Origin of the sequence: Sinorhizobium mexicanum, from assembly GCF_013488225.1 — a bacterium.
In the GTDB taxonomy this organism is placed as follows: Bacteria; Pseudomonadota; Alphaproteobacteria; order Rhizobiales; family Rhizobiaceae; genus Sinorhizobium; species Sinorhizobium mexicanum.
Map to the genome: position 1 here is coordinate 1,936,362 of NZ_CP041238.1, position 20,255 is coordinate 1,956,616.

The window sequence follows — 20,255 nt, forward strand, 5'->3', positions numbered from 1 at the left end:
GGAACCGCTGGCGAAGCCGAGCATGCTGACTGGTACGCGAGGTTCAAATGCGTGTTTCCAGATACAAGACGCAGCGCGCACGCCGGGTAATGTCGCACGTGACTCTCGCCGGCCGATTGCGAGCCCGAACCCCGTTTCGACGACGGAGCGAGCCGCTTCTCCTGAGGACGATGCACTTGAGGATACGATGTTCTCGATCTTTTCAGATGAGACCGAGCCACCTGCCGAATGGAGAAAGGTCGTCATCGGCTTGGCGGCAATCACCTTCGGCGTGGTCGCCCAGTCGATCGACGGACCCTCTGGTCTCCAAAGCGTTGCACCCTTGTTTTACGTCGCCGGAATGCTGCCGGCAGCAGGAACGAATGGCGGAAACAGGCTATCAGCCAGTGCGGTCCTCTGTGCGATGTTGGCCTTCGCAAGCATCAGCCTTCGAAGCTTCGCAGACGGTGTCGAACTCCTCGCCGCGTGGGGAACGATCGTGATCTCGGCCTGCCTTATCTCCGCGCACCAGAGAGTGGGCGTTCGCCTCGAAACCGCGGCCGCTGAACTGGAGCATCAAGCTCGTCGATTCAAGCAGACATTCGACCTAAGTCCCGTCGCCCTTTTGGAGCAGGATTTCACTGAAATTGTGGAACACTTGCATGCCATCAAGGCAAGCGGGGTAGTCGATCTCGCCAAATACGCTCGCGACAACCCTTCTTTCGGCCCGGAGTGTGCAAGACGCATTTCGACGCGAGCGGTGAACCAAGCGGCGGTCGAAATGTTGGGGGCAGCCTCCCCAAACGAGCTCCTCGGAGGGCTACATAGGTTTATTCCGGAAGACGCTTCACTGTTTATCGAGGCGCTTCAAGCCTTGATGGACGGCCGTGAACGTTATGAGGGCCTCGCACGACTTCGAGGTCCGCGCGGAGACGTATCTACGGCATACGTCGCGATCAGGTTCCCGATCAAACGAGGCGGCGTCGCCCGGGTCATTGTAGGAATGATCGATGTCACGGAACGCCAGCGCATGCTTTCCGAACTTCGGGAAGCGCAGGCTGCCCTCACGGCAGCAAAGCGCTTTTCGGAGATGGGCGCGCTGTCGGCGACGATCACGCATGAACTGAGCCAACCCATCGCCGGCATGATGATGAACGCACAGACGTCGTTGAGATGGCTGCGGGAGAAGGGCGACATCCGAAGCGCAGTAGACTCCCTAGAAAGGGTCCTCCGCGACGCTCGACGGGCCAGGGACATTCTCGAGTTCACCCGATCCCGGCTCTCAGGCGACACCGGGACACAGGCGGACGACGTCGACGTTGAGAGCTTGGTGAAGGAAGTCGCCCAGATAATGCAGGATGAACTTCGCGCAGCAAATGTGCGCTTGGAAGTCAGCATGGAACACGGCTCGGGCGAGATTTCCGGTCCGCGCGTCGAACTCCAGCAGGTCCTGGTGAACCTTGTTTCAAACGCGTTGCAAGCGCTCAGGGATGCCGATGCTGCACGTCGACGAATCCAACTGAAAACGTCATCGGACGGCCGCGGCGCTATCACCTTTACGGTCGCTGATTGCGGACCCGGTATTCCAGAGTCCGTGGCCGACCGGCTTTTTGCCCCGCTTTTCACGACAAGGCCGGACGGCATGGGGATGGGGCTGTCGATTGCCAAGAATGCCGTGGAGCGTCGTGGAGGTCGCATAAGAGCCTACAACCTTCTCGATGGCGCGGTTTTCGAGTTCACGCTCCCAGCTCTCGGTGCCTCCCACGAGCTGGTCTCCCAAGAGGCGGCATCATGACGGAAGAGGAATCCCTCGTTCTGATCGTCGACGACGATGAGAGCGTCCGGGAGGCGATCGCCGACTTACTGCGCAGCGCCGGCGTCGACAGCGTTAGCTTTGGAAGCACTGGGGAACTGCTGAGTTTCGGGAAACCGGATCGCCCAGGCTGCATCATACTCGATGTCCAACTCCCCGATCTCAATGGCCTTGCCCTGCAAGAACAACTCAATGCCAACGGGCGGTCGATTCCCATCATATTCATAACCGGATTTGGCGACGTCCCGACTTCGGTTCGAGCCATGAAGGCGGGAGCCATCGATTTCCTATCGAAGCCAGTGGACGCCGACGAGTTGCTGGCCGCAGTCGACAGGGCCATCGAACAGGACCGGTCCAGCAGGGCGGAGGCCCGGCGACTGATCGAGGTCAGCGCCCTTGTCGAGGGATTATCGGCACGGGAGCGGGACGTGCTGCGGGGCGTTTCGTCCGGTTTGATGAGCAAACAAATCGCCTACGATCTCGGTCTCACCGAAATCACGATCAAGGTCCATCGCGCCAGCATGATGAAGAAAATGCAGGTCGGCTCGATCATCGAGCTAATAAGACTGATCGAGCCTGTGAAGGACCGCTTATAAGGGCATTCCTCGTGGGAATCGCGAAATCACGGTATCGTCGACAACGTCGGTCTCGGGACGCTCGCTCCCCTTAACGTATTCGGAGCGCCAGACCCCATCGTCTCCCTGGTAGATGATCTTAGCGTTCGCTCCGCCGATCCTCTGTCGCATTGCAGCGAATTTGGCGGCCATTACCGCGTCGTGATGGGTCGCGTAAGGCTCGGACCAAACTGTTCCGACGCGGTACGCGAAGCCGCCGTCGTGTATTCCGATATGATAGGTCACGTGCATGTCGTTCACTCCGAAAGCTCATCGCGCGGCGTTACAACCCGCTTATTGGACGGCTGCTTTTTCGTAATATCGAAGTACACGTTTGCGTGCTGCGGAGTATCCAGGTAATTCGTTCCAACAAACAGGTAACAAACGATGCATGCCATGATGGCAACGATAACTGTTATTGGGAAGACCGTGTAAAACTCTTCCGCCGCTTGGCGGTTTCGACGCTCCAACATCCTCTACTCCTGTCTGTATTGCACAAGAGGAGAGTATGCTCGGTTCAGAATTTGCTATTGAACGTTCCTTGCTTCACTGGAATGTTCTCCGCAACCGGCAAAGCCGAGCACCGCGATCGTTTTCCGTCGCACAGGCTCCGGCGTTCACTCTTCACATTTCTTGAACAACGAGTTGCGCCGTCGGTGGCTTCTGCCGCGTCGCAGCCTCTCCATATTTCTCGCTGACACAAACTTCAGCTTTTTGGAGCAGTTGCTTGCTACGGAACCTTTCGCAGAACGCGTGGCCGCTAGGTCCAGCCGCGCTCCGGTTTCGCGATCCTCACAAAGAACCTGGAAAACCTTCAAAACGCCCCGACCAAGTTTCGATAGATTCCGAGAGAGTTGGCTTCATCCGCTGACGCACTCCTTGTGAACCCCCAGGAAATCCGAACGTCGGGTGGTCTATCCGCTATGAATGCCAATGTAATACTTCCGGCTCCAGTCAGAGCGTTGCCGACAGATGACCCCGAGCAAATCCTCGCTTTTGCAGCCGACGCGATGTTACAGGGCGTGAAGGTGGCGTTGGCGACACTTGTCGCGGTGAGGGGAGGCGCGGCTCGATCGCTAGGGTCTCAGATCGCGGTGGCGTCGGACGGTAGGTTCTGTGGATATGTCTCAGGTGGCTGCGTGGAAGCTGCTGTCGCGTCTGAAGCCTTGCTCGCGATGAGCGCAGGAAAGGACCAGATCGTCAAATTCGGCGCTGGCTCTCGCTTTTTCGACATCGTTCTACCCTGCGGCGGCGGGATCACGATCGCCATTCATGTTCTGAAAGATGTTTCGGTGATCCTCCAGACTCTCGAATTGCTGAATAAGCGACTGTCGGCAGCACTCCGATACTCGCCTTGCGGGCAGATTCTCGATCTTGTCCCGTCCGGCGGGCGACCCCGCTGGATTGGAGGGGATTTCGTAACGGTGTACCACCCGCGCCCACGAATTCTCGTGTGCGGCGAGACTGTAGAGGCCATGGCGGTCGCATCGATCGGAAAAGCGGCGGGATACGACGTCGTCCGGACGGGACAGGGCCGGAAAGAAATGAGCGCTTCAATCGACGAGTTCACTGCGGTCGTCCTGTTGCGTCACGATCTCGAAGCCGAGCAGGCGACCTTGAATGAGGCGCTTCGCTCTTCGGCTTTTTACATAGGTGCTCTGGGTAGCACGCGGACCCACGAGAAGCGGGTTCAAAGGCTCCAAGCTAACGGCTGGTCAAGCACGGACATCGATCGCATCAAGGCTCCCATCGGAGTGTTCGGGCCAACCCGGGACGCCAGTTCGCTGGCTTTGTCCGTAATGGCCGATGTTGCCGCCAGTCGGCTTGCAGCGTCGTATGAGGACCGGCGTTGAGGACTGAGCTACGGAGTTGACGGATATGACGGCCTGCCGATTCGAGTCGGAGAACAGAGCCACATCCCAAAAGGTCTTTTGGAAGCCGGAGAAACCACGAGGGTACCAGCCGCTCGGGAGGCATTCGAAGAGGCCGGCGTAGTTGGAGTCTCGTTCTGGCGTACCGACCGACCTGGAGCCAAAACCATCCAATAGAGCGCCGAGATTGTGTCGCAGCGGTGCAGAGGGATGAACCATGGCGAACGAGTTCTGGCTAAACGACGAACAGTGGGCGGTGATCGAGCCTTGTTTGCCGAAGAACCAACCGGCGCGCGCCGGGTGGACGATCGGCGCGTTCTCAGCGGCATCATCCATGTCCTGAAATCCGGCTGCCGCTGGGTCTACGGTCCCTACACGACGGTCTACAATCGCTGGAACCGCTGGTCGCGGCGCAAGGTCTGGCGCAAGCTGTTCGAGGCGTTGCGCTCCCTCTCCCCGGATGACGACTTTCACGCCATCGACCCGACCACGGCCAACGCCCATCGCGCGGCGGCCGGTGGAAAAGGGGGACGGAGACGCAGGTCATCGGGCGGTCCCGCAGGGGCAGAAGCACGAAAATCCATGTGGTCTGCGACAGCCTCGGCAAAGCCATCGCGCTCGAATTGACGCCGGGCCAGCGCGGTGATGTGCGCGCCGCAATCCCCTTACTGACTGCGTTACCCCCATCGCATTCCTGTGCGGCCGACACCGCCTATGACGCAGACAGATTGCGCAAGTTCCTCCTCGAGCGCGGCGACATCCCGGTTATTCCCAATAACCCCACGCGCAAATGCATCCATCCCTTCGACAGAAACGCCTACAAACGGCGAAACCTGGTCTAACGCATGTTCTGTAGGCTCAAGGACTGGCGTCGCATCGCCACCCGATACGACAAGCTCGCGCGAAATTTCATCGCCGCCGTCGAGCTCGCCGCAACACTCATGTGGTGGGCTGGTTGAGTCCGGAACTTAGAGTCAGGTCGGTGAGGCTTTCCTCAAACAGCCTTTCGAGCTCGGCGACGGATTTCTGCAGGTAAAGTTTCTGACTCATCAATGTAATTCGCAAGGGCCATTTCGGCCGACGATGACGGCCATCGTCTTACTAAACACCGTAATGCATGAGTTGAAAACACACGGAGGCAATATTTCAAGTTGCGGCTTCTCTCACGTATCCTGCCGAGAATTATCGGCAGAAGGGCCCTCGCCGGGAAGGGCTTTAGGGCGCTCCGGCAGAGCGAAACGCGCCTTGGAGACGATTTCAACGGATGAGATCGGAAAAATCTGTAATTTCGCTGCTGAAAAAAATCTCGAAAGAATTGGATTTATGTCCACCTACGTTCAATATTTCTGAACTAAGGCGTAAGTTTATGTCTTGAATTAACGAGCCAACATGGACGATTTGTTGAATGCAAGACTTCGTTCCGGTCGCTGTAATTTAATTCAAGACTTCGTTCTGAAAAAAAATTTCGTCTGTGTAGCAGCACAAGATTTTATGGTTGCCGTTAGACTGAAATTTTTCTTTGAAAATTTCTTCGTTTGTGCTCCCTTTATCTTGTCCGTTGCCGCAAAGCGCCAATTTCGCGGAGAAAGCATCGAGGCGAGGCAGGCGTCTGATTGTCGGCTGCGGCTCCGTGAAGAGGAGTATCGCCGTTGCCGGTCCCTATGAATGACGAGCGCTTGATGACGGCCGCGGAAGTCGCGGCATTTCTTTCGATCTCGAAAAAGACCCTCCAGCGCCACGTCGAAGACGCTCGGATTGCCTGCGTCGACGTCGGAACGGGACGGCGCGCACATCTTCGCTTCGCACCCCGCCAACTCCACGACTTCATAGCCAGTCAAACAAGGGAGGTCACGTCATGTCCGTCTACAAGAGCAAAGTCAGCCCCTTCTATCAGTACGATTTCCAGATCAGTGGGCGTCGCTTTCACGGAACTACCAAGGCCCGGAACAAAAGAGATGCGGAAGCCTTCGAGCGTCTGCTGAAGGAGAAGGCAAAGCAGGAAGTCGAGCAGTTCCGCAAGACGGGAAACGTGCCGCTCACCATTGACATCGCCGTCGGCCGCTACTGGACCGAAAAAGCCCAGCATCGGGTCGACAGGAAGTATTTCTTTGCGGTCCTTGAGCGTCTTGTCCAATATTTCGGCAAGGACAAGCGGCTGGACGAAATCGACGACGACGCGATCATTACGTTGGTCGCCTTTCAACGCAAACAGCTGCGATGGGGAAAATCGAAACTCAAGCACGCCGAAGTGAAGACCCTCTCAAACGCCACGATCAACCGGCAAACGCTAGTTCCCCTCAAGGCCATTTTCAGACGTGCCAGGGTACTGTGGGGATACCATCTGCCGCATGAACCGCAGTGGAAAGAACATCTGCTGAAAGAGCCGAGGGAGCGCGTGCGGGAATTCCAACCCGAAGAACAGCAGGCACTGGACCGTTCCATCAGAGAAGATTACCAGCCGTGGTACCAGTTTCTTCATTTGAGCGGCCGCCGCTTCAAGGAAACACTCCTTCGGTGGTCCGACGTCAACTGGGAATCCGGCGAGATCAGGACGATGGGCAAGGGTGACGTCGAAGTCTGGACGCCGATCACCCCGAGCATACGAGAGATACTCGAATCCTGCCGTGGTCATCATCCGGAGTTTGTGTTCACATTCGTGGCGAGGGCGACGAGTCAAGGCAAAGTCGGCGGACAGCGGTATCCGATCACCTATCACGGCGCGATTAGTCAATGGCAGGGGGACCGCGCGCGCTCCGGCGTCAAAAATGCGCGCCTTCACGATCACCGTCACAACCGGGCGACAAAGCTACTTCGGGAGTGCCGAAACCTGAAGATTGTTCAGCGGGTACTGAACCACGCCAATATAACCACAACCGCGAAGTACGCGCACGTCATGGACGACGAGGTCGCCGAGGCACTCGAACGCAACGCCAAGTCCCGAAATCTGTCCCGAACAAGCTTTGGCGGCGAGACGCAAGCAACCGATTTGCGTTGATTATTCAGGATCATGACTTCCTGCCCGTTGGGCAGTGGCTCAATGTCTTCTAAGCAGGTTGTCGCAGGTTCGAGTCCTGCAGGGGTCGCCACTTCCGTTCTTTCCGGCCCGGAGACAGTGGTAACAGTTTGTCCCTAAGACATGGGTGACAATCTCGTGCCCCAGGTTTTATCTACGGAGAGGTCAACTCGATACCCCAGCATGCTTGCCGGGTAGCCGCCGACTATTTCGTGTTCGGTGGCGTCCGTGACACCTACTGGGAGGGAACCCAGCTTCTCTCCACTTGTGTGCCGGAGACGGGCAGCGGTTTCAATGGCTGGTTGATGACGGGCGATGGCGTCCTGCAGGCCTCCAACGAATGCATCCAGCACGGCGCCGCAGAAGGACGTACGACGGGGATGGTCGAAAATGACCAGCACCTTCATCTAACTTCTCCAAACCATGTGTCGCTGAGCGTTGAGCCTTGCTGATAGGGGTCAGTCGGGTCCATCCCCATCTGGCAAAGTCCCGTTATCCACGCCTGCCCGGCGAGGGCCGGTATTACGCCGCGATAGGGACCGACATCCGCCAACTCGTCGACGGTGCACGTGAAGCGACTGCCGGTAATGGATTCATGGATGAAAGTTTCGCCGATGGCCAGTTCGCCGCGCGCATGCATCAATGCCAGGCGGGCCGACGAACCGGCACCGCAGGGTGAACGGTCGCAGCGTCCCGGCGACACGATCACCGTGTTGCGCGCTGTCAGTTGGTCATTCTCGCGGCGCAGCGGACCCATGAACTCGGTGGCGGTGATGCCGGCTATGTGGGGGTTGCCTGGAAAGGCGACCGGTAGTTGCTCGGCTGCCGCGGCCTTGAGTTTTTGCCCAAGGTTGCAAAGCTCCCGCGCTTCGGAAGGCTCGATGGCGAAGCCGAAATCCGTCGCCTCGACCATGGCGAAGGTCATACCGCCATAAGCGATGTCCATGCGCACGCTGCCGTGGCCTTCGACTTCGACCATCGCATCGCGATAATAGCAGAAGGCCGGTTGGTTCACGAGCCGCACGCTGGTGACCTTGCCATCCTTGCACTCGCAGCGCAGGGATATCAGCCCGGCAGGCGCTTCAAGCACCAGCTCCGTCACCGGCTCCTTCATTGGCAGAATGCCGGTTTCCAGAAGCACCGTGGCCACGCAGATGGTGTTCGATCCGGACATGGCCGGATATTCGGTGGTCTCGATCATGATATAACCCATCGCCACCGCGGGATTGTTTGAGGGCAATATCACGTTAGCGTTGTGCCAGACCGCGCCGCGTGGTTCGAACAGCACCATCTTGCGGATGTCGTCCATATGCTCCTGCAAGTATAGCTTCTTGTCGAACATTGTCTGGCCGGACACCTGGCCCACACCGCCCGTGATGACGCGACCGACCTCGCCCTCACAGTGGCAATCGACGACGTTCAGGCTGCGCTTCCATCTCATCTGGGGATCCTTGTTTGCAAATGCGGTTACTGGCGCTGCGGCTTGGGCAAAGATCGCGATGTCCACTGGATCAAGCTGACGCCTGACAGGATCAACACCTGACATCAGAAATTTGCGAGAACTCCGCAAACTGATAACATTTGCCGCGTAAGCACACGAACCAGAACGATGCTCATCATCCAGTAGAAAAACTATCGTATGCCTGACGATATCCGGCGACTTCCTCCGCTGAACGCATTGCGCGCTTCGACGTCGCAGCGCGACATCTAAACTTCCGGCTCGCCGCTGAAGAGCTCGGAGTGACGCAGGGTGCAGTAGCGCAACAAGTGCGCGGCTTGGAAACTATCCTCGGACTGAAACTGTTTGAGCGTCATCCCCGGACGCTTGCACTCACTGAAGCTGGGCGCGGCTATGTCGGCAACATTCGCCGGGCCTTCGAGCTGATCGCCGATGCGACGGATGCCCTGAAACCGGAACCTCGTCATCTTACAATCAGCGTGACACCGACCTTCGCGTCGCGCTGGCTGATCCCACGGTTGCCGGAGTTCACAGAGATGCATCCCGACATCGACCTGCGCATCCTGGCGACGGACCGGATCTCCAATTTCCAAACCGACGCGGTGGACTTGGCGGTGCGTTACGGGCGTCCGCCCTTCGGACCCGGTCTTCTCGCCGACCTTCTCTACGAACACGTGATTGTGGCTGTCGCAAGTCCTCTATTGATCGAGAAGCTCGGACCGCCGGCAGAGCCTGAAAATCTTAGGCATTACGCGCTGCTACATGATGCCCACGATTTTTGGCCTCAGTTTTTGGATGTCGCCTTTCCCGGAGGGGCCGCCACTTCGGGCAAGAACATCCGGTTCAACCAAACCTCGCTTGCGATCGATGCTGCGGCCGCTGGACAGGGCCTCGCACTTGCCAGCCTGTTCTTCGTGACGGAGGACCTGGGTTCCCGCCGCCTTGTCAATCCATTCAAGACAGAATTGCGGGTTGAAGCAGATTTTTATCTGGTCTCGCCTCGCAAGCCGCGCCACCCGGGGGCCGTTCGGGAGGTTCGAGAATGGATGGGCATTGCCAAGGCGGGGGCGAGGGGTTGAGACATCTGCCTTGGATCAATTGACGCGCTATTTGGTCGTCTTCCCGCCATCAATCGGAAATGCGAGGCGCTTCTTATCGGCTTCCTTCGCGTAGACCTCGGCCATCGGGAGCAGGGTTCAGCCGTACATTGCCATCGCCGGGCTCGTGTTCCTCTGTGGCTGGTGGCTCATCGGAGGCACGGCCTCTTTTCGCTGGGCTGCGCTTGGCCGCTTGACGTAGGTCACCGCCGATGGTCTGGCTGAATTGAAGCGGCGGTCCGTCCTCCTCGAACCTCCTCACGCGCTGGTCGTAGTTCGGCGAAATCGTGCCGAGCAGGCGGTCCCAGAACGAGAAATAGTTGCCGTAGTTGTATCGAAATCCCGAATGATGCTGATCGTGGAAAGTCGTGCACAGCAAGGGCGACGGATAACGCGCGGTCGATGAGGCGAAATACTCGAACCCACAGTGTCCGAACATGCCGTTGAAATGTTCGAACAGCCTTTGTCCGATGAGAATCGCTGGCGGAAACGGCACGACGAAAACGATCACGGCCGAGAACCCCTGTAGTAGAAAATTGTCGAAGACATCCTCCGAATAGGTGCTCCAGATCGTCGGCGCGACACTCTTGTGATGAAGCGCGTGCAGGGGATAGAGCCACTTCGTATGGAGCAGCCGGTGCATGAAATAGAACCAAGTGTCGTAGAGAAACATGCACAGGACAAACAGCGGTACCGCCGCCCACCAAGTGAAGGCCCATGGCGCCGGCGTCCAACCCTTTTGCTGGGCGTAGAGGCCGATGGTCAGTGGCAGGCAAGCGCTGAACATCGAAGCCAGGCTCTGGCGGATTTCCGCATTGCGGCGTTTGTCGGAACCGCGCCCCTTCTGAATTTTTCGCTCAGGATTGCGGTCGTTGACCCAGGTGAGGCCATAGCCAAGGGCGAAATAGGTAACGACTGTCGTGGCGTAGAACCCAAAAAGAAACAGCAGATAGAACAGTTCGTCCGACATCGGCACCCCGCAGCCCGAGCCAAAATCGTGCCGCTGGAAGATGCCATGCTGTTTTGGCAATTCAAAGTGGAAATGCGCATTGGTGAGACCGCGGGAGGTCGCCGCAACTGAGGCCGCATGTCGAGGGCCTTCATCGTAGCGCGGGCGGCTGCAACCTGCGTTGTAGCTTTCGGGCGCTCACGTTGACAAATCTAGATTTAGCGATCTCTAAACGTTGAATGAACGCAAGGCGAACAATCGCCAAACGGTTGCGGAACACGGAATATTCGTCACATTGGTGTAACCTGTCATCACCGCCGCTGCGCCGGGAGCAGACCTATCTCAGTTTCAGCAGCAGTGTCCGCAGGCCGAGCTGACTGGCCGCCCTCGCGGCCTCATCAAGAGAGAACCATCTGGTCTTGCGAACCGCCTTTTCGGGAAACGACTTGGCCAACGTTTGCATTTCCAGCACGTGGACCGTCACCCTGTATCGCCGGGTGCTGCTGTCCTTGAAATAATAGAAGCTCCCGAGCGGGCTGGCATCAGCCGAGCCGATGATGCGCCTCTTCGAAAGCCCCTCGCTCAGCGGCCGATTTCGAATCCTCATCGTCTTCGATATGGTCTTTCGGCAATCCCCATCGGCCGTTGCGACGGCTGCCCACGAGGAGGACTTCTGGCCTCGCCGTCTTACTGCGGCGGATGCAGATTGCGCCGGCCTGCTCGATCTCCTCCGGCTCATTTGAGTTGTTTGACTCGAAATCCGGAGCTTTCTGCCGCATAGCGTCTCTCCCGGGTTCAACTTCGAATTTGCGGTCCAGCGACGCGGATATCGCCATCTTCGCTACGGGCGATTGGTGGGCTAGTTATCAAAAAAGAATGTCCGTGGGATGACCGCGAAGGCAGGCGACACTCTCAACACACGGGACCTCCTGCAGGCGGAACCGCGTATCGCGGCCCATGTGCAGTCCTCAACCACTAAAATCTGAGAGTTGAGTCGAGACGATCGAACCGCCAATATTCCTTCTGCCTAATTCGGGGAGATGACTATGGACGCCGATCTGACCGAGTTGTTCATGGGAATTGGTGCAGCATTGCTCGTGATTGTGACGTTAGTCGCGATTGCACCCGAGGTTGGGGCGCCGACCGATATCGTTGCAGTCTCTATTGCATCTGCATCGTAAAAGGTCTTTTCCGCTGGCGCCTGCAACGGGATTGACCGCCGATTTCTCGCTTGTTCTTTGCGCCCGGCGGCAGAACCCATCGCGCGATCGATCCTTGGCGGCCACAATTTCTGGATTGAGGAAGCGAAAGTGGCATCCTCGTCAGCGCTCTCTAAGCAGTGGCACCTACCAACAAAAAAGGCCGGGCTGAACCCGACCTTCCTGCAGCCATTGCCAGTACATCCGTGGTCAATGGCGATATGGCTGTTCTTTTAGTTGCTGAACGTGACGAGAGCGTGACAAAGGCGTGATGCAATCAGGCGTCCCGATATTGTGGATCATGGTGGATGAAGCCGACGAGAGCGTCTTGATGCCGAGCCGTTGCCCGACCATCACGGTGGAGATGCCCCGCAGGCACTTAAACATGGCGCATGCGGCGGCGGCGCCCGGGGGCAAAGCTCGGTATCGCGCCCGAGTTCGGCTGCCCGACGCGACGCGGCGAACCATCGCCTCAACGCGAGGAAGAAATGAAGGTCCCAGAACGGGGCAGAAGGGACTATTGGGGCGTCGCTCTGGGACCTCACGCGCTCACGCCGGCATTGGGATAATCCGCCGTTGGCGCTCAACGGCTGCAATATGTGTCAGGAGGAACGTTCCGCAACGGCCTTAGGACCTATGGCTGTGCAGCCTGGGACTAAGGTCCGACACATGTCCTTTTTCGGCTGCCTCCTGCGGCGGTCGCCGGAACACTCTTGAATTCAACGGGTTCGGTTTCGGAAGGGATTTTACTTGGAGTACTTCCGATGATGAAAGGTATCCTCATTAAAAGCGCAATCGCTTTGAGCCTGGGCGTCACCTACACGCCTGCTTTCGCGCAGACCGAGCAGCCGGCACAAGGTCAATCCACCGAATGTCCGGCAGGAACCGAATGTCCGCAAGGCGGTGCACAGGGGCAGCAGCCCGATGCGCAGCAACCGGGCGGTGAAGCTACCGGCCAAGGCCAGCAAGATCAGCAGCCCGGCGCTGAGCAGGGCGGAACCGGACAGCAGCTGCAGCAGGATCAGCAGCAGCAACCTGATAACGGCACGTCCAAGCAAAAACAGCAGCAAGATCAAGCCGCTCCGGAAACAGAGCAGCCGGACCAATCCAATACCGAAAAGAAGCCTGCGGACGGCCAAACGGACCAGCAGCAACCCGATCAAGGGCAGACCAAACAGCAGCAACCCGATCAGGGTCAAACCGAGCAGCAGCAGGGCGGAACCGATCAGCCCGCTGAGAGTGAATCGCAGCAGACCCAGAAGGGCGAGGCTACTGGCGGCGGCGATGTCAACGTGACGGTGGAGCAGAAGACGGAGATCACGCAGATCGTCAAGGAAGAGAAGGTCGAGCCTGTCGACGTTGATTTTAACGTGACGGTCGGCGCAGCCGTCCCCGAAACCGTCGAACTGAGACCTCTCCCGCAGCGTATCGTGAGGATCGTGCCAAGATATAAGGGCTATCGATTCTTCGTCTTGGCCGACGGCCGAATCGTAATCGTCGAGCCTTCGTCGCTTAAAGTCGTTGTGGTCCTGGCGTAGCGATTCCGAACCGGGAGGTTCGTTACGGTTTTGCAGCGAACCTGCCATCTCGCTGCCTTGGCGTGTGGCAGCCGTAAGGCTGACACAGCAAGGCGGCGGAACTTTTGGGCGGTAGTCTTGTTTGCCAGGTCAGGAGGAGCGCATGCCACCGCCAAAGGAGATGGATTTCGTGTTGGCCAGTCTTCCCTTGAGGACAGGGACCTATGTTCCCGATGACCTCATTGAAGACTGGTTTGGCCCAGGCACGGGAATGAATCCGCCGGCTTCGGCGGCGCTGGCGGAAGCTGCCTCCTACGGCCGGCGATTCGAGTGTGAATTCAAGCATTATCCCGAACGCAAGGAGGGTGTTTTCTGGAAATGGGTACCAGCGATTTAAATCAGGACACATTGGAGGCGAAAGCGATCGCCGCGGTCGCCGAAGAACTTGAACGGCAGGCAGCCGAAAATCCCTCGAAACTGCGTGTGAGCCGAACCGCGGGCAAACTCACCGTCAATGGTGAAATCGATGTCGACGCGGTGGTGATGGTGGTCGTCGGATCAATGGCAGGTGGTCCGTGAGGCACAGAATTGACCCGTAGCCGGAGAGGCTGACGCGCCAACGGACGGGGAGGCAGGCCGCATCGGGAACTTATCCGTTCCAGCACCGTTCAGCTTTAGAGACAACTTAAATGAGGACATGGAGGAGAAGCCATGAACATCGGCAAGGTTCTCGCAACCGGATTGACGATGGCCGGCGCCCTTATGGCCCTGCCATCCGCTTCGCCGGCACAGTCACTGGACTTGTATCTTGGCCCGGGTGGGCCTGACGTGCAGATGCGCGATCGAGACTATGACCGCGACGACTATCGATCTTATCGCGGTTGCAGCGAACGCCAGGCCATTCGCCGTGCCTACAGGATAGGGCTTCGTGATCCTGAGATTGACGCCATTACCCGCAGGCAGGTCGTCGTCGACGGCGTTGGGCGGGGCGGCCGATACACGACCGTATACTTTGCAAACCGGCCAGGTTGCCCTCGTATAGGCTAGGCTTAGCGATCGTCTCCCGGCCGGGAGGCCTGTCCTAGCGCTTGCACGCGACGGCACGCGCCCTACCGAGTCTAATATCGATCAGTGCTGCATGCCTCCTCAAATCGTAGCTGATTTAAAGAAACATGCAGCAGTTCAAGGCCTTTGCGCGTCTGATAAGACACGGCGGCACTTGGGGGGTATTGCGGATGCGAGCTGACAATAAATTCTTTACGCCGGCAGTCTGACCACAGTCGCGCCTGGCGCCTTGAGACCTTGGCCGCTGAGGCGACCGGCAGCATGGCCAATTCCATCACGATGTGGGTTTCACCGACTTCTGTGGACGTTCATGCCCGGTTCAGTCACGGCAGGGAAAGATCGCCGGATCGGAAACAGATTCGGTGATATGAATGAAGAAGATCGGTGTATTCATCCTTGCGGCGGTTACCGCATTCACTGGCTACACACCGGCTCAGGCCATACCCGTTGCACCAGTGTCGCAGTCGAAGCCGAGCGGGATGGAATTGGTCCATCACAGGCCATGGCACCATGGCGGACCGCGTCACGGTTGGCGCGGCAACGACGGACCTCGTTATGGTCATTACAACGGTTACCGCGGTTATCGCTACCGGCGCGACGGATATCGTCGGCATAGTGACGGGTGGTGGTATCCACTGGCAGCGTTTGGAGCGGGCATGGTTATCGGGGGCGCAATCGCAGCACCGCCACCACCGCGACGCGTCTATAGAGACGCGAGCCGTGCTCATGTCGATTGGTGCTATGCGCAGTACCGCTCTTACCAGGCGTACGACAACAGCTTCCAGCCTTATTACGGGCCCCGCCAGCAGTGCGTCTCGCCCTACTATTAAGCGTGTCCGAAGCTGATGGTCGCCTCATGCGCTGAACCGGATCAGCAACTCAAAGTCACCGCGCCGTGCGTCTCAATGACGTGCGGCGCGATCTCATCCAGCAGATGGGGCCCGCGAGTACGAAAGCCTACTGTGGCGTCGCGGGTTGCTGTGGCGTTGCCGGTTGGGCTGGCGTTTCCGGTTGCGCTGGCGTTGTTGGCTGTGCTGGTGTTGTTGGCTGTGCTGGTGTTGTTGGCTGTGCTGGTGTTGTTGGTTGTGCTGGCGCTGCCGGCGGAGTTGCTGGTTCCGTCGTCTTTGGAGCTGGAGTCGTTTCGGTTGTCTGTGGACCGGTTCCCGGCATCAGATAAATTACGGCAAGGATGATGAGTGCGACAACGATGATGCCGATGACCACATTTCTGTTCATGGCGACTCCTCCTCAGGTTGGTCGTCTCAACGTGAATATTGGGCCAGAAGTCAGATTTTTCAACCAGTAGAATTAAAGGCGCCCTCAATCTACCGAAGACTGCAGCGGCGTTCTTAGGTCATGCTAGCAGTAGAGGACCTCGACTTTACAATGATTCGCGCGGAACTTGTACTGCGGCGGCTGCTCCGTAGGAGGATTCTTATTCGGTCTTTGGCGGAACTCGTCGATCCAAGAGCTTCTGGAAGATTTCCGCCTGCATTTCCGCAGCTGAACGAATCGCGGCGAGATGGTCGAGCATCGAGCCGAAGGCGACCAGAATGAGTCCGCCGGCTATTGCAGGGAACGCCCAAGGGAGCACGGTGAGCAGGGTTCTGATGTCGGGAGAGGGCACCAGCGTCATTGCAAGCAAAGCGAGCGTGCCGATCGCGATGACGCCGCCCAGAAATTCGAGAAACTTTCCCATTGTTCCTCCCGGTTTTCGTTTGCCTTCGTGCGCTGGTTCCACGGTTTAATTGCCTGATACCTGGCGTCCGGCTGGTGGTCCCGTCCTCAGAAAAAACCCCCGGTAATTGGGGCCGGGGGCGTCGATCGAAATAATCTTACTGCATGTTTCCGTAAATCGTAGCCGATTTAACGAAACATGCAGCCCACTCGAAGTGCTGCAGCGTCCTTTGGGCGTCTGATCAGACGCGCGGCGCTGTAGCCGTCAGAATTTCACGCCGACGCCCACGGTGAACTGATGTTGGTCGAGATCGACATTGACGCCGTCGATGTCCTCGTCGCCGAAATCATTGTAGCGATACTCGGCACGACCGAAGACGTTGTTGGTGAAGCCGTAATCGACGCCGGCTCCGATAGTCCAGCCGTTGAAGGTCTCCTTCTCCTTCGGCGCGCCGGGAACATCCACGAAGCCGCGGGTCACCGCCCAGCCGCCGGTCGCGTACAGCAAGGCTTTTTCGTTCAAGGTGTAGCCGACGCGCCCGCGCACCGATCCGGAGACGTCGGTTCCGACCCCGGTGTTCGCGCCAAGAGCGTTGATAGTCTTGTCGTTCCAGTTGTAGGTGACGTCTCCTTCGATACCGAGAACCCAATCACCCTGCTGGTAGTTGTATCCGGCGAATGCGCCGAGAAGGCCGCCATTGAAGTCCTCCGACGCGCTTGCCCCGGGCACACTTAAATCGCTGTTGAGCCATCCGCCGCCGCCTTGAAGGCCGACATAGCCGCCGGTCCAGACGAATGTGGGGGCAGCTTCGACAACCGGCGCCGGCGCTGGAGCCTCCGTCAGGTCCGCTGCGTTAGACGTTCCCGCCAGCAGCGACGCGCCGAAGATCGCAACAAGCACGGTTCTGCTCATTCCAGATGTCTCCGTTGTCTAACTACAAAGAGTAGCAACTAATGAGGAACGAGTCTGCCAAAAATCAGTTCGGTGGCATCCCACGCATAGCGCAAAGAAAAACGGACCGGCGGGGTTGGATTCCGACCGGCCCGTCCCGGAAAAATCGCGGAAAGGGGAACGTCTCTGCGCGGGGCTGCAAAATGCCGCGCGAAGGGAGATCGATTGCCTCTCGATAATGCCCGAATCGCGATTTCGTAATTGACATATCACGCACAAAATTTGACGTTATCCGCATGTCAAAGCGCATCGAAAAACAATCTCCGATTGAGGTCGTGGTTGTCGTGCTGCCCGAGTCGTCGATCATGTCTCTGGCCTCGGTACTGGATCCGATGCGCGCGGCAAATCGCGTCGCAGGCAGGCAGGTCTTTCGCTGGCGGCTCCTGTCCGGCGACGGAGAGGCGACAATGCTGACTTGCGGTGTTCCGATCAATGCCGAGGGTCGATTCGCGCCGCCGCTCGGCGGTGATCTTCTCCTGGTGATCGGAGGCTTCAATCTCAACAAGCATGCCGGCAAGCGGTTTCTCGCGACGCTGCAGGAGTGCGCCCGTCATTTCGATATTGTCGCGGGGATCGAATCCGGCTGCTGGTTGCTCGGGCGGTCGGGGCTTCTCAATGGCCGCAAGGCAACGGCGCACTGGGAAGAACTCGAGGATTTCAGCCAGACCTTTCCGGCGCTTACCGTCATCGGTGACCGCTTTGTAACCGACGGCAAATATTGGACTTCCGGTGGCGCTTCGCCGACGTTCGACATGATGCTGCATCTGATCACCGAGAGGTTGGGGCCGGCCCTGGCGCTCGATGTGGCCAGCATCTTCGTTTACGACCAGATGCACAGCGCTACAGATGTCCAGCCCTTCGTGTCGCTTGGCCGCATCGAGGCGCGCGATCCGGAACTTGCCGGAGCGATAAGGCTGATGGAACGCACGCTGGAGCGGCCATTGACCGTCGCGGCGTTGGCGCGGCGGCTGTCCATCTCGCGGCGAAAGCTCGAACTCCTCTTCGCAAGGGGGCTCTCGATCAGTCCCGCGGCCTACTATCTCCGCCTTCGGCTTCAGGTGGCGCACCGGCTTGTTCGCGATTCGGCGATTCCGATACGCGACATTGCCTTGCGTTGCGGCTTCGATAGCCTCTCTGCCTTCTCGCGCGCTTACAGCCGCGAATATCAATCGAGCCCGTTGAAGATGCGAAGTGTCACCCGCGGAGAAATTTCTCGAGGCGGGGACGTGGCACGGCCGTAGAGCAAATTCGCTCCCGGTTTCAGACGCGGGACAGGTGTCAGCGGGACGACCGGGCCGACACGCTCGCCGCACAGGCCCGTTCGAACTCCTTGACCGTTTCGGGCGTGTTGTCCCCGGGCAATACGGCGTCGGCGGCATCGGTTTGCGCCGTGGCATCGCCTTCGTAGACATAGGACTGAATGTAATAGGCGATCTCACCCTTCCAGACCTTGCGGCCGTCTATCTGCTCACAGGCGACGGCGTGTTCGAAGTCCGCTTGCAAGTCGTCCACCGAGGCGACGTTCGAAGGCACCTGCGTGGGCGCCAGGAGCGAAGCGACGAACAGGGCGGTAAACATGAGGGCGGTCCTTTTGACGCAAACTGGAGGGGGAAAACAGTTGGAGGGCTCATTAGTTCCATCTGATAGAGACCGGATTGTGCAGTTAAGGAAGAGCGAATTTCGCGAGTCCAGGCGATATCCGCCCTGCGATGTGTATGAGCCACAGTTCGAGATTCGTCGAATGTTAGGCGCCTCGCGTCTGTGCCGAAGAACCTCCCACAATCGGCTTCAGACGCGAGCGGAGGCAGGAGCTGGCTGTGACGCTTCCTGAGCCCGAAAATGTTACGCGATGCCAAACAAAGATAGCGCTTTGCGTGAAGTATATTCAGTAAACTATTGAAATTATTGGTGAGCGCGCAGGGATTCGAACCCTGGACCTACTGATTAAAAGTCAGTTGCTCTACCGGCTGAGCTACGCGCTCCCGCGCCGCGGCCGTGAAGCCCGGTGGAAGTGGGCGGACATATGCACGCGAGCTTGGCTGCGGTCAACCTAAAAAATACAATCACACCATGCTTATCCATGCGGAGCGACGCGACCGGAAAGCAAGAATGCGACCGATTCGCGTAAATGGTGTGGCTGCATGCCGCGGAGCCGGATTCCATTGATCGGGTTTCGGTCAAGGGCCGGGCGCGTGCGGCAAAATGATCGCCAAAAGGTGATTGGTTTCACTGTATAGGTATACGTATAGAGAGGCGATATGCCGAGTGCCGGAGTTCTAGCCGTTGTCCATTGCCGATATTTCCATCTGGACCGCCATTCTCGCAGGCGCGCTGTCCTTTCTTTCACCCTGCGTGCTGCCACTCGTTCCACCGTACCTCTGCTATATGGCCGGCGTCTCCGTGGACCAGTTTCGTGGTGGTGACACCGTCGCGATCGCCAGCACCCGGCGCGCCGTGCTGCCGGCGGCGCTGTTCTTCACACTCGGCTTCGCGACCGTCTTTGTGGCGCTCGGCGCGGGGGCGTCGTCGATCGGACTCTTGCTGCGGCAATACATAGACCTGCTGTCGCGCATCGGCGGTGTTATCATCATCGTCATGGGGTTGCATTTCCTTGGCGTCTTCCGCATCGGTCTGCTTGCCCGCGAGGCGCGCTTTCAGGGCGGCGGCAAGCCCGCGACACTGTCCGGCGCCTATATCATGGGCCTTGCCTTCGCCTTCGGCTGGACACCCTGCATCGGCCCTGTTCTCGGTACCATTCTCGGCGTCGCTGCCGCACGCGACACCGTAAGCGACGGCGCACTGCTATTGGCGGTCTATTCGCTTGGCCTTGCCGTCCCGTTCTGGATCGCGGCCGGGTTTTCCGGAGCGTTCATGCATTTTCTCTCACGCTTCCGGCGCCATCTCGGTCTCGTCGAGAAACTGATGGGCGGACTGCTCGTTCTGGCGGGCCTCGCCTTCCTGTTCGGCTTGATCAGTTCGGTTGCGATCTGGTTCCAACAGACCTTTCCGATCCTGATGCAAATCGGCTAGAGCGTTTTCACCGTTTCATC

Annotated in this window: 26 protein-coding genes, 1 tRNA gene and 1 pseudogene; 18 read left to right on the forward strand and 10 right to left on the reverse strand. The window is 58.4% G+C overall.

Annotated elements, in window-relative coordinates:
• Window positions 1–250: 250 nt before the first annotated feature.
• Together FKV68_RS09135 and FKV68_RS09140 are read left to right on the forward strand one after the other, a co-directional pair.
• Window positions 251–1,774 (forward strand): sensor histidine kinase, encoded by a 1,524-nt coding sequence (locus FKV68_RS09135; protein WP_180941170.1) that lies wholly within the window; start codon window positions 251–253, stop codon window positions 1,772–1,774.
• Window positions 1,771–2,388, forward strand: coding sequence for a response regulator transcription factor (locus FKV68_RS09140; protein WP_180941171.1), 618 nt, complete (start codon window positions 1,771–1,773; stop codon window positions 2,386–2,388). The genes FKV68_RS09135 and FKV68_RS09140 overlap by 4 nt, the downstream gene beginning before the upstream one ends.
• Before the next feature lie 275 nt (window positions 2,389–2,663).
• On the opposite strand, the gene FKV68_RS09145 is transcribed toward FKV68_RS09140, so the two are convergent.
• A complete protein-coding gene (locus tag FKV68_RS09145) occupies window positions 2,664–2,879 on the reverse strand; it encodes a hypothetical protein (RefSeq protein ID WP_180941172.1) in 216 nt (71 codons plus the stop codon).
• Window positions 2,880–3,329: 450 nt separating this feature from the next.
• On the opposite strand from FKV68_RS09145, the gene FKV68_RS09150 reads away from it, so the two are divergent.
• From FKV68_RS09150 to FKV68_RS09170, 6 genes and pseudogenes are all read left to right on the forward strand, one after another.
• Window positions 3,330–4,259 carry an XdhC family protein gene (locus FKV68_RS09150; RefSeq protein WP_180941173.1) on the forward strand — a complete coding sequence of 310 codons (930 nt, stop codon included), beginning with the start codon at window positions 3,330–3,332 and terminating at the stop codon, window positions 4,257–4,259.
• A 63-nt stretch (window positions 4,260–4,322) separates the two neighbouring features.
• A complete protein-coding gene (locus FKV68_RS33000; protein ID WP_269808452.1) occupies window positions 4,323–4,454 on the forward strand; it encodes an NUDIX hydrolase in 132 nt (43 codons plus the stop codon).
• A gap of 40 nt (window positions 4,455–4,494) precedes the next feature.
• A pseudogene (locus FKV68_RS09160) lies at window positions 4,495–5,236 on the forward strand (IS5 family transposase).
• Window positions 5,237–5,666: 430 nt separating this feature from the next.
• Window positions 5,667–5,942 (forward strand): hypothetical protein, encoded by a 276-nt coding sequence (locus tag FKV68_RS09165; RefSeq protein ID WP_180941174.1) that lies wholly within the window; start codon window positions 5,667–5,669, stop codon window positions 5,940–5,942.
• 14 nt (window positions 5,943–5,956) lie between these two features.
• The gene (locus tag FKV68_RS33720; RefSeq protein WP_425347574.1) at window positions 5,957–6,259 is read left to right on the forward strand and encodes a helix-turn-helix domain-containing protein; all 303 of its coding nucleotides are present in this window, start codon (window positions 5,957–5,959) and stop codon (window positions 6,257–6,259) included.
• Window positions 6,184–7,272: a tyrosine-type recombinase/integrase gene (locus tag FKV68_RS09170; RefSeq protein WP_425347582.1), complete on the forward strand. Its 1,089-nt coding sequence runs from the start codon at window positions 6,184–6,186 to the stop codon at window positions 7,270–7,272. Before FKV68_RS33720 ends, FKV68_RS09170 begins: the two co-directional genes overlap by 76 nt.
• A gap of 134 nt (window positions 7,273–7,406) precedes the next feature.
• Here FKV68_RS09170 and FKV68_RS09175 read toward each other — a convergent pair whose 3' ends face one another.
• Together FKV68_RS09175 and FKV68_RS09180 are read right to left on the reverse strand one after the other, a co-directional pair.
• Window positions 7,407–7,697: an NAD(P)H-dependent oxidoreductase gene (locus FKV68_RS09175; RefSeq protein ID WP_180941176.1), complete on the reverse strand. Its 291-nt coding sequence runs from the start codon at window positions 7,695–7,697 to the stop codon at window positions 7,407–7,409.
• A complete protein-coding gene (locus FKV68_RS09180) occupies window positions 7,694–8,731 on the reverse strand; it encodes a proline racemase family protein (protein ID WP_180941453.1) in 1,038 nt (345 codons plus the stop codon). The genes FKV68_RS09175 and FKV68_RS09180 overlap by 4 nt, the downstream gene beginning before the upstream one ends.
• A gap of 299 nt (window positions 8,732–9,030) precedes the next feature.
• On the opposite strand from FKV68_RS09180, the gene FKV68_RS09185 reads away from it, so the two are divergent.
• Window positions 9,031–9,828: a LysR substrate-binding domain-containing protein gene (locus tag FKV68_RS09185; RefSeq protein WP_425347575.1), complete on the forward strand. Its 798-nt coding sequence runs from the start codon at window positions 9,031–9,033 to the stop codon at window positions 9,826–9,828.
• A gap of 73 nt (window positions 9,829–9,901) precedes the next feature.
• On the opposite strand, the gene FKV68_RS09190 is transcribed toward FKV68_RS09185, so the two are convergent.
• From FKV68_RS09190 to FKV68_RS33010, 3 genes are all read right to left on the reverse strand, one after another.
• On the reverse strand, window positions 9,902–10,816 hold the full coding sequence (locus tag FKV68_RS09190) for a sterol desaturase family protein (protein WP_245181172.1): 915 nt from the start codon (window positions 10,814–10,816) through the stop codon (window positions 9,902–9,904).
• Between the two features lie 316 nt (window positions 10,817–11,132).
• On the reverse strand, window positions 11,133–11,402 hold the full coding sequence (locus tag FKV68_RS33005) for an NUDIX hydrolase (RefSeq protein WP_245181242.1): 270 nt from the start codon (window positions 11,400–11,402) through the stop codon (window positions 11,133–11,135).
• Window positions 11,338–11,631 (reverse strand): NUDIX domain-containing protein, encoded by a 294-nt coding sequence (locus FKV68_RS33010; RefSeq protein ID WP_342454678.1) that lies wholly within the window; start codon window positions 11,629–11,631, stop codon window positions 11,338–11,340. Before FKV68_RS33010 ends, FKV68_RS33005 begins: the two co-directional genes overlap by 65 nt.
• Before the next feature lie 210 nt (window positions 11,632–11,841).
• Between FKV68_RS33010 and FKV68_RS33510 the strand changes: the two genes are divergently transcribed.
• From FKV68_RS33510 to FKV68_RS09225, 7 genes are all read left to right on the forward strand, one after another.
• Window positions 11,842–11,976, forward strand: coding sequence for a hypothetical protein (locus tag FKV68_RS33510; protein ID WP_269808447.1), 135 nt, complete (start codon window positions 11,842–11,844; stop codon window positions 11,974–11,976).
• A 785-nt stretch (window positions 11,977–12,761) separates the two neighbouring features.
• Window positions 12,762–13,532, forward strand: a complete 771-nt coding sequence (locus FKV68_RS09200) for a DUF1236 domain-containing protein (protein WP_180941455.1) — start codon at window positions 12,762–12,764, stop codon at window positions 13,530–13,532.
• Window positions 13,533–13,674: 142 nt separating this feature from the next.
• Window positions 13,675–13,908 (forward strand): hypothetical protein, encoded by a 234-nt coding sequence (locus tag FKV68_RS09205; protein ID WP_180941177.1) that lies wholly within the window; start codon window positions 13,675–13,677, stop codon window positions 13,906–13,908.
• Entirely contained in the window at window positions 13,890–14,090 is a 201-nt protein-coding gene (locus tag FKV68_RS09210) for a hypothetical protein (RefSeq protein ID WP_180941178.1), read from the forward strand. The genes FKV68_RS09205 and FKV68_RS09210 overlap by 19 nt, the downstream gene beginning before the upstream one ends.
• 132 nt (window positions 14,091–14,222) lie before the next feature.
• Window positions 14,223–14,558, forward strand: a complete 336-nt coding sequence (locus FKV68_RS09215; RefSeq protein WP_180941179.1) for a hypothetical protein — start codon at window positions 14,223–14,225, stop codon at window positions 14,556–14,558.
• Window positions 14,559–14,947: 389 nt separating this feature from the next.
• Window positions 14,948–15,406, forward strand: a complete 459-nt coding sequence (locus tag FKV68_RS09220) for a BA14K family protein (RefSeq protein ID WP_180941180.1) — start codon at window positions 14,948–14,950, stop codon at window positions 15,404–15,406.
• A 132-nt stretch (window positions 15,407–15,538) separates the two neighbouring features.
• Window positions 15,539–15,769 carry a hypothetical protein gene (locus FKV68_RS09225; RefSeq protein WP_180941181.1) on the forward strand — a complete coding sequence of 77 codons (231 nt, stop codon included), beginning with the start codon at window positions 15,539–15,541 and terminating at the stop codon, window positions 15,767–15,769.
• A 242-nt stretch (window positions 15,770–16,011) separates the two neighbouring features.
• On the opposite strand, the gene FKV68_RS09230 is transcribed toward FKV68_RS09225, so the two are convergent.
• A complete protein-coding gene (locus FKV68_RS09230) occupies window positions 16,012–16,275 on the reverse strand; it encodes a hypothetical protein (protein ID WP_180941182.1) in 264 nt (87 codons plus the stop codon).
• Window positions 16,276–16,518: 243 nt separating this feature from the next.
• Complete coding sequence (locus FKV68_RS09235; RefSeq protein WP_180941183.1) at window positions 16,519–17,166, reverse strand: outer membrane protein; 648 nt, start codon at window positions 17,164–17,166, stop codon at window positions 16,519–16,521.
• Window positions 17,167–17,441: 275 nt separating this feature from the next.
• Between FKV68_RS09235 and FKV68_RS09240 the strand changes: the two genes are divergently transcribed.
• Complete coding sequence (locus FKV68_RS09240; protein ID WP_180941184.1) at window positions 17,442–18,446, forward strand: GlxA family transcriptional regulator; 1,005 nt, start codon at window positions 17,442–17,444, stop codon at window positions 18,444–18,446.
• Window positions 18,447–18,483: 37 nt separating this feature from the next.
• Here the strand turns inward: FKV68_RS09240 and FKV68_RS09245 are convergent, their stop codons facing one another.
• Entirely contained in the window at window positions 18,484–18,783 is a 300-nt protein-coding gene (locus FKV68_RS09245; RefSeq protein ID WP_180941185.1) for a hypothetical protein, read from the reverse strand.
• Window positions 18,784–19,111: 328 nt separating this feature from the next.
• Window positions 19,112–19,187: transfer RNA gene (locus FKV68_RS09250), tRNA-Lys, on the reverse strand.
• 301 nt (window positions 19,188–19,488) lie between these two features.
• On the opposite strand from FKV68_RS09250, the gene FKV68_RS09255 reads away from it, so the two are divergent.
• Complete coding sequence (locus FKV68_RS09255) at window positions 19,489–20,235, forward strand: cytochrome c biogenesis CcdA family protein (RefSeq protein WP_180941186.1); 747 nt, start codon at window positions 19,489–19,491, stop codon at window positions 20,233–20,235.
• The last annotated feature ends 20 nt before the right edge of the window (window positions 20,236–20,255 follow it).

Bases quoted from the DNA above. Each gene is read 5' to 3' on its own strand.
- FKV68_RS09210 (WP_180941178.1), top strand. From the start codon at position 13,890: ATGGGTACCAGCGATTTAAATCAGGACACATTGGAGGCGAAAGCGATC.
- FKV68_RS09165 (WP_180941174.1), top strand. From the start codon at position 5,667: ATGGACGATTTGTTGAATGCAAGACTTCGTTCCGGTCGCTGTAATTTA.
- FKV68_RS09190 (WP_245181172.1), bottom strand. From the start codon at position 10,816: ATGTCGGACGAACTGTTCTATCTGCTGTTTCTTTTTGGGTTCTACGCC.
- FKV68_RS09180 (WP_180941453.1), bottom strand. From the start codon at position 8,731: ATGAGATGGAAGCGCAGCCTGAACGTCGTCGATTGCCACTGTGAGGGC.
- FKV68_RS09205 (WP_180941177.1), top strand. From the start codon at position 13,675: ATGCCACCGCCAAAGGAGATGGATTTCGTGTTGGCCAGTCTTCCCTTG.
- FKV68_RS09245 (WP_180941185.1), bottom strand. From the start codon at position 18,783: ATGTTTACCGCCCTGTTCGTCGCTTCGCTCCTGGCGCCCACGCAGGTG.
- FKV68_RS09140 (WP_180941171.1), top strand. From the start codon at position 1,771: ATGACGGAAGAGGAATCCCTCGTTCTGATCGTCGACGACGATGAGAGC.
- FKV68_RS33010 (WP_342454678.1), bottom strand. From the start codon at position 11,631: ATGGCGATATCCGCGTCGCTGGACCGCAAATTCGAAGTTGAACCCGGG.
- FKV68_RS33510 (WP_269808447.1), top strand. From the start codon at position 11,842: ATGGACGCCGATCTGACCGAGTTGTTCATGGGAATTGGTGCAGCATTG.
- FKV68_RS09150 (WP_180941173.1), top strand. From the start codon at position 3,330: ATGAATGCCAATGTAATACTTCCGGCTCCAGTCAGAGCGTTGCCGACA.
- FKV68_RS09215 (WP_180941179.1), top strand. From the start codon at position 14,223: ATGAACATCGGCAAGGTTCTCGCAACCGGATTGACGATGGCCGGCGCC.
- FKV68_RS09230 (WP_180941182.1), bottom strand. From the start codon at position 16,275: ATGGGAAAGTTTCTCGAATTTCTGGGCGGCGTCATCGCGATCGGCACG.
- FKV68_RS33005 (WP_245181242.1), bottom strand. From the start codon at position 11,402: ATGAGGATTCGAAATCGGCCGCTGAGCGAGGGGCTTTCGAAGAGGCGC.
- FKV68_RS09240 (WP_180941184.1), top strand. From the start codon at position 17,442: ATGTCAAAGCGCATCGAAAAACAATCTCCGATTGAGGTCGTGGTTGTC.
- FKV68_RS09200 (WP_180941455.1), top strand. From the start codon at position 12,762: ATGAAAGGTATCCTCATTAAAAGCGCAATCGCTTTGAGCCTGGGCGTC.
- FKV68_RS09175 (WP_180941176.1), bottom strand. From the start codon at position 7,697: ATGAAGGTGCTGGTCATTTTCGACCATCCCCGTCGTACGTCCTTCTGC.
- FKV68_RS33720 (WP_425347574.1), top strand. From the start codon at position 5,957: ATGACGGCCGCGGAAGTCGCGGCATTTCTTTCGATCTCGAAAAAGACC.
- FKV68_RS09145 (WP_180941172.1), bottom strand. From the start codon at position 2,879: ATGTTGGAGCGTCGAAACCGCCAAGCGGCGGAAGAGTTTTACACGGTC.
- FKV68_RS09220 (WP_180941180.1), top strand. From the start codon at position 14,948: ATGAAGAAGATCGGTGTATTCATCCTTGCGGCGGTTACCGCATTCACT.
- FKV68_RS09235 (WP_180941183.1), bottom strand. From the start codon at position 17,166: ATGAGCAGAACCGTGCTTGTTGCGATCTTCGGCGCGTCGCTGCTGGCG.